This is a genomic window from Methylosinus sp. Ce-a6 (assembly GCF_009811655.1).
Taxonomy (GTDB): domain Bacteria; phylum Pseudomonadota; class Alphaproteobacteria; order Rhizobiales; family Beijerinckiaceae; genus Methylosinus.
Window position 1 is genome coordinate 1 of record NZ_BGJX01000060.1, and the last position, 9,531, is coordinate 9,531.

9 protein-coding genes are annotated in these 9,531 nt (G+C 65.6%); 7 read left to right on the forward strand and 2 right to left on the reverse strand.

Annotation, left to right across the window (positions count from 1 at the left end; all coding sequences use genetic code 11):
* Positions 1-98 precede the first annotated feature (98 nt).
* The 7 genes from Mspo_RS18910 to Mspo_RS18940 all read left to right on the forward strand — a co-directional run bounded on the left by Mspo_RS18910 (position 99) and on the right by Mspo_RS18940 (position 6,071).
* Positions 99-728: a hypothetical protein gene (locus Mspo_RS18910; RefSeq protein ID WP_159732771.1), complete on the forward strand. Its 630-nt coding sequence runs from the start codon at positions 99-101 to the stop codon at positions 726-728.
* A 239-nt stretch (positions 729-967) separates the two neighbouring features.
* Positions 968-1,894, forward strand: a complete 927-nt coding sequence (hemC, locus tag Mspo_RS18915) for a hydroxymethylbilane synthase (protein ID WP_159732773.1) — start codon at positions 968-970, stop codon at positions 1,892-1,894.
* On the forward strand, positions 1,891-2,595 hold the full coding sequence (locus tag Mspo_RS18920) for a uroporphyrinogen-III synthase (RefSeq protein WP_159732775.1): 705 nt from the start codon (positions 1,891-1,893) through the stop codon (positions 2,593-2,595). Before hemC ends, Mspo_RS18920 begins: the two co-directional genes overlap by 4 nt.
* Positions 2,596-2,697: 102 nt before the next feature.
* Positions 2,698-3,453 (forward strand): phytochelatin synthase family protein, encoded by a 756-nt coding sequence (locus Mspo_RS18925; RefSeq protein ID WP_159732777.1) that lies wholly within the window; start codon positions 2,698-2,700, stop codon positions 3,451-3,453.
* Between the two features lie 55 nt (positions 3,454-3,508).
* A complete protein-coding gene (ggt, locus tag Mspo_RS18930; RefSeq protein WP_159732778.1) occupies positions 3,509-5,179 on the forward strand; it encodes a gamma-glutamyltransferase in 1,671 nt (556 codons plus the stop codon).
* A 25-nt stretch (positions 5,180-5,204) separates the two neighbouring features.
* A complete protein-coding gene (locus Mspo_RS18935; protein ID WP_159732780.1) occupies positions 5,205-5,636 on the forward strand; it encodes a YeeE/YedE family protein in 432 nt (143 codons plus the stop codon).
* Positions 5,637-5,639: 3 nt separating this feature from the next.
* Positions 5,640-6,071: a DUF6691 family protein gene (locus Mspo_RS18940; RefSeq protein ID WP_201281759.1), complete on the forward strand. Its 432-nt coding sequence runs from the start codon at positions 5,640-5,642 to the stop codon at positions 6,069-6,071.
* Positions 6,072-6,074: 3 nt separating this feature from the next.
* Here the strand turns inward: Mspo_RS18940 and Mspo_RS18945 are convergent, their stop codons facing one another.
* Both Mspo_RS18945 and Mspo_RS18950 read right to left on the reverse strand, forming a co-directional pair.
* Positions 6,075-8,498 (reverse strand): glycosyltransferase, encoded by a 2,424-nt coding sequence (locus Mspo_RS18945; RefSeq protein ID WP_159732782.1) that lies wholly within the window; start codon positions 8,496-8,498, stop codon positions 6,075-6,077.
* Positions 8,499-8,501: 3 nt separating this feature from the next.
* Entirely contained in the window at positions 8,502-9,383 is an 882-nt protein-coding gene (locus tag Mspo_RS18950; protein WP_159732784.1) for an aldose 1-epimerase family protein, read from the reverse strand.
* Positions 9,384-9,531 lie beyond the last annotated feature (148 nt).

The window sequence follows — 9,531 nt, forward strand, 5'->3', positions numbered from 1 at the left end:
AAACCTTCGTCGTTCTGGCGTCGATCCAGATCGCAATCAGGCGGCTCGCGCGATAGTTGTCTTTTGAGTCAGGTTCTAAGCAGCGGAGTACAGTTCCTATGTCTGAACCATCGTTTCTTGGCCTCTCCAAGACCCAATGGGATTTTATCAATTCTTTCGCTAACTGGGCTGCCGCAATTGGTTCATTTGCTGCGGCAGCAGTCGCATTACATTTAGCGAATCGAATTGCTAGGCCAACAGCGAAGGTAACTGTCGGTCATCGCATCGTGATGGGAACAGGACAAGAACCACCATATCCTGAGTTCATCTCCTTCAGAATTGTAAACTCAGGAGACAGAAATTTTCGTGTCACCCATATCGGGTGGCGTACCGGCATTTTTCGAAAGCGTCATGCTCTCCAAATGTATGAACCCTCAATGAGTAGCCCTTTGCCTACGGAATTAAGCCATGCACAAGAGGCAAACTGGTTAGTCCCAATGTCGTATTCAGACAGAAAGTGGGTGGAGCATTTCGCGCAGAACTTCATTATGCAGGAAAAAGGCGGGCTCATCACTATAGCACAGGCTCATGTAGCTCTAGAAAGTTTGCGGGCGGTGTTCACTACCTCTCTTGGAAGTGAATTTGTTACAAAGCCAGAAGATAACCTATTGCAACGCCTCCGCGCCGCATGCCGCTCAACAAAGACTCCGCCAGAGTGTCACACAGGCGAGGACCAGAAAATCGGTTAAATTTTCGAGTCTGGAATTCGTGCTGTGCGAAAGATTCGTGCTGCGGGCGATCGCCCGCAGGGGCCACGTTCATGGCTCGGATGGTCTCCTCGTCTAAAAGGGGGCTCCATTTGCTGTAGGTCATTGCGGTTAGGTCACTTCCGGCGCATCACTCAAAACCGACCCGCCCCTCCCACGCCTTGTAGCCCGGCCGCTTTTCCCTATAGTCCGCCTCGACAATTCCCACGGCGGACGAGGCTATGACCACCACACAACTGCGCATCGGCACCCGCGGCAGCCCTCTCGCTCTGGCGCAGACGCATGAGCTGCGGGCCCTGCTGGCCGCGGCGCTCGGTCTCGCCGAGGACACGCTGCCGATCGAGATCATCCGCACGACGGGCGATATCATCCAGGACCGGCCGCTCTCGGAATCGGGCGGAAAGGGGCTGTTCACCAAGGAGCTCGACGTCGCCCTCATGGAGGGGCGCATCGATCTCGCCGTGCATTCCTCCAAGGATCTGCCGACGCATCTGCCGCCCGAGATCGCCATCGCCGGCTATCTCCCGCGCGAGGATGTGCGCGACGCCTGGATCGGCCGGGGCGGGGCGACGCTGGAGGCGCTGCCCAAGGGCGCGGTCGTCGGCACGGCGTCGCTGCGGCGCGGCGCGCAAGTCAAGCGGCTGCGGCCGGATGTTTCCGTCACCCTGCTGCGCGGCAATGTCGAGACCAGGCTGCGCAAGGTCGAGAGCGGCGAGGTGGACGGCACGCTGCTGGCGCTCGCCGGGCTGAAGCGGCTCGGCCTCGAGGCCCATGCGACCGCCATTCTGCCGATCGAGGATTTTCTTCCCGCCGCCGGCCAGGGCGCCATCGCCGTGACCAAGCGCGCCGGCGACGCGAGCGTCCGCGAGGCGCTGGCGGCGATCCTCGATCCCGCCACCGCTGCGGCGCTCGCCGCCGAGCGCGCCTTTCTCACCGTGCTCGACGGCTCCTGCCGCACGCCGATCGCCGCCCATGCGCGGCTCATCGGCGAGGAGATCGAGTTCCGCGGCATGGCGCTGCGCGCCGACGGCTCCGAGGTCTTTGAGGCGCACCGGCGCGGGCCGGCCATGGACGCAGCGCTCATCGGCGACGATGCGGCGAACGAAATCCTGCTGCGTCTGCCCGATGGGGTCGCGGGCCTCGCATGAGGCGCGTTCTCGTCACCAGGGCGAGAGAGGACGCCCTGCGCACGGCGGAGGAATTGCGGCGGCGCGGTTTTGCGCCTCTGATCGCGCCGGTTCTGGAGATCGTCGCCACCGGCGCGCCGATCCCGGCGGAGAATTTCGACGCGATTCTCGCGACCAGCGCCCGCGCGATCCGCTATGCGGGCGAGGGGCTGGCGGCGTTGCGGGGGCCGTTTTTCGTCGTCGGCGCCAAGACGGCGCAGGCGCTCGCCGCGCGCGGCGCGCGAGTTGAGGCGAGCGCGCCGGATGTGGCGGCGCTGACGGAACTGCTCCTCTCCCGCTTCGCGGCGCCTTCTCATTTCCTCTATCTCGCCGGCCGCGACCGCAAGGACGAGCTCGAATCTTTCCTGCGTTCGCGCGGCCACGCCGCGACGATCGTCGAGACCTATGAGGCGCGCGCCGCCGATGCGCTCGGCGAAGAGGCCGCGGCCGCTCTGGCCGCCGAGGAGGTGGACGCCGCGCTGCATTATTCGGCGCGCAGCGCGTCGATCTTCTTCGCGCTCGCCGACGCCGCGGGGGCGCCGGAGACACTGCGCGCGCGCGTGGCGCATCATGCGCTGTCGGAGGATGTCGCGCGCGTGCTGCGCGCCGCCGGTTGCGCGCATGTGCGCGTCGCGGCGGCGCCGGATCAGGCGAGCCTATTGGCCGCGCTCGAGGCGCAATAAAGCCGCTTTCGCGGGGCAGAAATTGCGTGGCGCGCACGGCGCCTCTAAGCTGCCCGGCGCATCCGTCGAACCTCGCTTCGACGCGCTCTTTCCGAGGATGAAATGACGAAAACGTCGAGCTCGCGGCGTTGCTCCGCTCTTTTCGTGCTGGCCTTTTGCGCGCTCGCGGCCGCGCTTTCGCCGGCCACGGCCGAGCGTCTGCCGCTCTCGGGCAATCTCGTCGATTTGCGCAGCGCGCAGGGGCGCGAGTGGTTCCTCGAGGCGAGCGCGCGCGAAGCCTATTGGCCGCTCGCCACGCAATTCGTCACCCAGAAAAACGGCTCCTTCTGCGGCGTCGCCACTCTGGTGATGCTGCTCAACGGCCTCGACATTCCCGCGCCCGCCGGCGGCGACGCGCAGGGGAGCTTCACGCAGGAGAATGTCTTCAGCGAGAAGACCGAGGCGGTGGTGACGCAGGAGAGCATAGTGCGGCGGGGCATGACGCTCGACGAATTCGGCGGTCTCGTCGCCAGCTTCGGCCTCGAGGCGAAGGTGACGCACGCCGCGCAGAGCTCGCTCGAGGAGTTCCGCGCGAGCGCGGCGGATCATCTCTCGCGCGAGCGGCGCCATGTCGTCGTCAATTATCAGCGCGCGGCGCTGGGGCAGGCGCGCAGCGGACATATCTCGCCGCTCGCCGCCTATGACGCCAAGACGGATCGCTTTCTCCTTCTCGACGTCGCGCGCTACAAATATCCGCCGGTCTGGGTCTCGGCCGCCGATCTGTTCGATGCGATGAGCACGATCGACGCCGGCAATGAGGGCCGCAGCCGCGGCTTCGTGCTGATCGGTCCGCCGGCGGGATTGGGCAGTAGGCAGTAGGCGTGCACGACACTGCCGATTGCCCAATGCCGACTGCCCCGACAACGAGTCCGCGATGCGACTGCTTCTCTCCCTCATTTTCTGCCTTCTCGCTCTCGTCGCCGCGGCCGAGCCGGTCGCGACGGGGCGGCGCGGCATGGTGGTGAGCGAGCATCGCCTCGCCAGCGACGTCGGGCTCGACATTTTGAAGGCCGGCGGCAACGCCGTCGACGCCGCTGTCGCCGTCGGCTATGCGCTCGCCGTCGCGCATCCTTGCTGCGGCAATCTCGGCGGCGGCGGCTTTCTGCTGTTGCATCTGCCCGGGCAGGGCGAGCATTTCCTCGATTTTCGCGAGTCGGCGCCCGCCGCCGCCACGGCCCATATGTTTCTCGACGCGAAGGGCGACGTCGAAAAGGAGGCGAGCCGCATCGGCTATCGCGCCGTCGCGGTTCCGGGAAGCGTGCTCGGCCTCGAGACCGCGCGCGCGAAATATGGCCGCCTCCCGCGCGAGAAACTCATCGCGCCGGCGATCGCGCTCGCCGAGCGCGGCTTCATTCTCGAGGAGGCGGACATTCGTTTGCTGCGCGCCGCGACGCGATTGAAGGACAGTCCCGCCGCCACGAAAATCTTCTCGCGGCCGGACGGCTCGCCGCTGCAGGCGGGCGATCGTCTGATCCAGAGCGATCTCGCCCGCCTCTTGCGCGAGATCGCGGCCGAGGGACCGCGCGCTTTCTATGAGGGGCGCGTTCCGCTGGCGATAGAGCGCGCGGCGAAGGCCGAGCGGGGCGTGATCGCCGCGCAGGATTTCGCGCGCTATGAGGTGAAAGAGCGCGCGCCGATCCATTGCGCCTATCGCGGCTATGATGTCTATTCCTCCGCGCCGCCGAGCTCGGGCGGCGTCGCGCTCTGCGAGATATTGAATATTCTCGAAGGCTATGATCTCGCCGCTCTCGGCTTTCATACGCCGGAAAGCTCGCATCTGATCGTCGAGGCGGAGCGCCGCGCCTTCTTCGACCGCAACAATTCTCTCGGCGATCCGGATTTCGTGACCAATCCCATCGAGCGTCTGACGTCCAAATCCTACGCGGCCGCGCTCCGCGCGCAGATCTTTGCCGATCGCGCGACGCGCTCCGCCGATCTCGCGCAAGCCCGCGCGCCGCGCGAGCGGCTGGAGACGACGCATTATTCGATCGTCGACGGCGAGGGCGGCGCGGTTTCCGTCACCTATACGCTCAACGGCTATTTCGGCGCGCAGGTCATGGCGCCGGAAACGGGCGTGCTGCTCAATGACGAGATGGATGATTTTTCCGCCGCGCCCGGCGCGGCAAACGATTTCGGCCTCGTGCAGGGAAGCGCCAACGCCGTCGCGCCCGGCAAGCGGCCATTGTCCTCCATGTCGCCGACGATCGTGATGAAGGACGGCAAGCCGGTCCTCGTGCTCGGCAGCCCCAATGGGCCGCGCATCATCTCGGTGACGCTGCAGACGGCGCTGAATGTCATCGATCATCATATGCCGCTGGAGCAGGCGGTGGCGGCGCCGCGCATTCATCATCAATGGCTGCCGGATGTCGTGCTGGCCGAGCCCGGCGCGCTCTCGCCGCAGACGCGGCGGCGGCTCGAGGAGATGGGGCATAGAATCGAGGATCACGCGCCTTTCGGCGCCTCGGAGGCGATCGAGATCGGCGATGGCGCGATGACCGGCGTCAATGATCCGCGCTCCGCGGCGGGGGCGGCGCGGGGCTTTTGAAACGGCGGGAAAATAGGGAGCGAAGATGCAGATCGATTGGACCAATTTCACGCCGTGGAGCGCGGCGCTCGGCGGCGTCGCGATCGGGCTCGCCGCCGGCATCATGATCTTGCTGCTCGGACGGATCGCCGGCGTGAGCGGCATTGTCGCCGGCCTGCTGCCGCCCGCGAAAGGCGATGTCTCCTGGCGCGTCGCTTTCATCCTCGGGCTCGTCGTCTCGGCCGCGCTTTGGCGCCTCGCCGGCGCGGCGCGGGCGCCGGTCTTCGACATAGGCTATGGCGCCACGATTCTCGCCGGCCTGCTCGTCGGCTTCGGCGCGCGGCTCGGCGGCGGCTGCACCAGCGGGCATGGCGTCTGCGGCCTGTCGCGCCTGTCGCCGCGCTCCCTTGCCGCGACGCTCGCCTTCATGACGAGCGGCGTCCTCACCGTCTTCGCGCTACGACATATTTTGGGCTGAACCATGATGAAATCGACGATCGCCGCATTCGCCATCGGCCTCCTGTTCGGCCTCGGACTTTGTGTCTCCGGCATGATTCTGCCGAGCAAGGTGAAAGGTTTTCTCGACATCGCCGGCAATTGGGACCCGTCGCTCGCCTTCGTCATGGGCGGCGCCATCGGCGTCGGGCTGATCGCATTTCGCTTCGCTCGCGGCAGCCCGCGCGCATTGCTCGGCGAGGCCATGCGCCTGCCGACGAACGACCGCATCGACGCGCCGCTCCTCATCGGCTCGTCGATCTTCGGAATTGGTTGGGGGCTCGCCGGCGTCTGCCCAGGCCCGGCGATCGTCGATCTCGCCTTTCTCGATCCGCAGATCGTCGTCTTCATTCTCGCCATGCTCGCCGGAATGGCGCTGGAGAGGACCGCGCGCGGGCTTTTCGGCGGCGCGCGCTGACGCTCATTCGCTGCGCGCCAATATTTCCGCGATGCGCGCGTCGAGACGGCGCGCGAAGGCTCGGGTCGAAAATCTCGTATCGGCGACGGCGCGGGCGGCGGCGACTTTGGCCTCTCGCGCCGCGCGATCGCCGAAGACGGTCTTCATCGCTTCGACGCTTCGCGCGAAATCGGGCTCCGCCCAGAGCTGGTCGCTACGGGTCCGCGGATATTCGCCAGGCCCTACCGGAACCAGCCGATAGGGCACGAGGAACGTTGTTCGCTCGTCGCAGAACTCCATATTGCCGGAATAGCTGCAAGCGATCACCGGCGTCTCCAGCGCCATCGCCTCCAGCATATGATAGCCGAAGCCCTCGGCGCGATGCAGCGACACATAGCAATCGGCGCCTTCGATCAGCGCCATCTGCTCTTCGTCGTCGAGAATACGGTCGAGGAGCGTGATGCGCTCGCATTCCGCCGCCACATTGCGAATGGATCGCCATACATCCATCTCGCGCGCCGCGCGCACTCTGTCGACGCTATGCGTCTTGATGACGAGCTTCGCTCTTGCTTCATCGGGAAAGGCGCCGAGAAAGGCGCGTATCGTCCCGAGCGGATTTTTGCGATAGGCGCCGGAGAGCGCGTCGCAGGAGGCGAGAAAGACGAAATCATCGGCGCGCGCCAGACCGTCGTAGATCGCGCGCGCCGCCTCTCGCCCTCTCCTCTGCACGGGGCGCAGCGAGCTGCCGACCGTATAGGTCGGCCTATGGTCGGCGAGCGCCCGCGTCGTGAAGTCCGACGCGCACCAGAACTCGTCGACGAGCGTCAGGCCGAGCATTTGCGCCGGATGCGGCGCCGGCATTTCGAGATAGGGAAAGGCGACGAGCCTCCCGCCGGGCCAGGCGTCCGGCAGATAGGCGATCGCGCTCGGCAGCTCCTCGAGGTTGAGATGAAGAATGTTGATCTTCGCGCGCGCGGGCGTCGTCGAAAGCGGCGCGGCGTCGGCGCGAAGCCGGTTCGGATAGTCCAGGGCGAAATCGCAGAGCCGCACCGAATGATCGAGACGTTCGAGCGCGGCGGCGAGAGCGCGGCAGCTGTCGGCTATGCCGAGCTGGCGGCTGAACGGGCCGATGAGCTGAATATCGACCGTCTCGCCCATGGGCGCGGGCAGAGTGACGGAATGCGCGCGATGTCCCGAAGGCGTGCGTGAGCGAAAGCTCTTTGCGCGATAATCATAGCCGGTCTCTTCGATCACGGCGCGCCAACGCGAGGCGTCGACGCCGCCGACGCCGAAGAGGCGACGCGACTCTTCTTCGAATGGTGAGAGGCCGTCGCTCTGCGGCGACAGAAAGGCGTCGAGCCAATCGGGCGGAACGAAGCGCAGATAATGCGGCGCTCTCGCGGCGAAGAGGAGAGAAGCGAAATAGGCTCTTCGCCGTTCGCCCTCCTCCGCCAGATTCGATCCGCGCAGGATCGGATGCGCGGCGAGGAAACGCTTCATGAAGGTCGAGAGCGGAAAGCGAAGAGCGGCCTCCTCCGCGTCGCAAGAGCGCAGAAGCTCCGCATGGATGTCCGCGACGAGGCAGTCCTCGACGTTGAACGCCGCGACGCCGAAAGCGGCCCAGCGAAAAATCGCGTCGAGCCGCTCGGCGTCGGTCGCATCCGCGCTCGGCGTCTCGGCGAAGAGGCGCATCGCTCGGCTCGGCGCGAGGCGATCGTCCGGAGCGGGCCCGTCATTGAGGAATTCTATGTCCCGCGCCGACAGCGGTATGCGCAGCGGACGCCGCGCGCGCCCGTAGAATTCCACATAATGGGCGAGGAAGGCCTCGCGATCGGCGGTCGAAACCGTCGTGTCGAATTTATCGGCGAGATCCCATTTATAGCGATTGTGGTCGAGATAGGCGCAGAGCTTTTCTCCGAGAATGGGCGGCGGGGCGGGGACGGGCGTCGGCGCGAACAGCAGTTCCGTCGCGTGAAACGCTCGCGCGTGAGCCGCCGGGCGTTCGTTCTGCGCGTGGTCGCTGGCGGCGAAAGCCTTTGCGAAAAGCGCGCGAAGATAATCGTCGCGGCCGAGGCGGCGCGCGAAGAGGGCGCGCTTTTGCGTCGATCTCAGCTCGAGTCTCGTCTCCGCCACGGCGAGGACGCGAATTCTCGTCGCTTCGCCACGCAGAAAGGCGGCGGGAATCTTGATGTCGAAGCCATGGCGGCCGTCGCCCATTCCATGGGCGGCGAGATCGTCTCTCGCCATATTTGCTAGTCGCTCGCCGACGAAGACGTCATCCGCGAAAATGTCGACGAGCACGCGCCGCCCCGGCTGCGCGGGACGATAGGCCCAGCCGTGAACGACGCCGTCGTCGACGCCGTCGAGGCGCCCGACGATGTCGAGATCGTCCGTCGAAAGGCCGAGCGCGCGGCGAAGGAGCTTGATCGCGTGGCGCTTGGCGCCCATTCGTCACCCGATCCGGATGTAGAGGGTGAAATCGAGCCTCTCGCCCGGGCGGGCGTGCGCGATTCCGGGCTTTTGATCGAGCTCTCCGGCGAAGTCGATCGGCGAATCATATCCGCGCCAAGGCTCGATGCAGAGAAAATCCGCGCCGGGCTTGGACCAGAGGCCGAGATGTTCGAAACCCCGCCATCCCACTTCCACGGATCGTCCGCCGCCGCAGGAGTAGACGAGGCTTCGGCTCTCCAATGCGTCGAAGATGATGGCGTCATCCGCAAAAAGCTTTTCTCGCAAGGCGAGCCGGTCGCCCTCGACCGGAGAAGGCTCAGTTCGGCCGACGAGACCGCCAACGAGCCTGCGAACCGGCGCGGGCTCGCTGTGTTCGAAACGGATTTGGCTCCGCTCCTTGGCGGCGTCGCCGAGCGGCCAGCGAAAGGCCGGATGCGCGCCGATCGAGAAATACATGTCCTCGGAGCCGAGATTGGTCACGCCGTGGCGAATGTCGAGACGCCGGCCGGACAGCGTAAATTCGACCTCGAGCAGAAAGTCGAAGGGAAAAACCGCGCGCGTCGCATCATCGGAGGAAAGCGCGAAGCGCGCTGAACTCGCGCCGACATGGACGATCTCGAACATCTTGTCGCGCGCGAAGCCGTGTTTGGACATCGTATAGCTTCGGCCGCGATAGTCGAAGCGGTCATTCGCCAGCCGGCCGACGATCGGAAAGAGCAGCGGACTATGCTTCGGCCAGCTCGGCTCGCCGCCCCAGAGGTAATCCACGCCGTCTTGGTCGCGTAGCTTTTGCAGCTCCGCGCCTTTGGGGGAAATGAAAGCGTTGAGACTGTCGGAGGACAGCGTCACGCCTTCTCGTCGATTTGTCTGCGATGCGGTCATTGCGTCAATTCGAGGGGCGCCGATTTTGGAAAGGCGAAAGGGGGGCGGTTTGCGCCCCTCAGACTTTCGTCTCGCGCTTCAAGCGCTCGAGATCGGCGTCGACCATCTCATGGATCAGCTGCTCGAGCGAGGTCTGCGGAGCCCAGCC

Coding starts and splice junctions, on each gene's coding strand:
- Mspo_RS18910 (WP_159732771.1), top strand. CDS start 99: ATGTCTGAACCATCGTTTCTTGGCCTCTCCAAGACCCAATGGGATTTT.
- hemC (WP_159732773.1), top strand. CDS start 968: ATGACCACCACACAACTGCGCATCGGCACCCGCGGCAGCCCTCTCGCT.
- Mspo_RS18920 (WP_159732775.1), top strand. CDS start 1,891: ATGAGGCGCGTTCTCGTCACCAGGGCGAGAGAGGACGCCCTGCGCACG.
- Mspo_RS18925 (WP_159732777.1), top strand. CDS start 2,698: ATGACGAAAACGTCGAGCTCGCGGCGTTGCTCCGCTCTTTTCGTGCTG.
- ggt (WP_159732778.1), top strand. CDS start 3,509: ATGCGACTGCTTCTCTCCCTCATTTTCTGCCTTCTCGCTCTCGTCGCC.
- Mspo_RS18935 (WP_159732780.1), top strand. CDS start 5,205: ATGCAGATCGATTGGACCAATTTCACGCCGTGGAGCGCGGCGCTCGGC.
- Mspo_RS18940 (WP_201281759.1), top strand. CDS start 5,640: ATGATGAAATCGACGATCGCCGCATTCGCCATCGGCCTCCTGTTCGGC.
- Mspo_RS18945 (WP_159732782.1), bottom strand. CDS start 8,498: ATGGGCGCCAAGCGCCACGCGATCAAGCTCCTTCGCCGCGCGCTCGGC.
- Mspo_RS18950 (WP_159732784.1), bottom strand. CDS start 9,383: ATGACCGCATCGCAGACAAATCGACGAGAAGGCGTGACGCTGTCCTCC.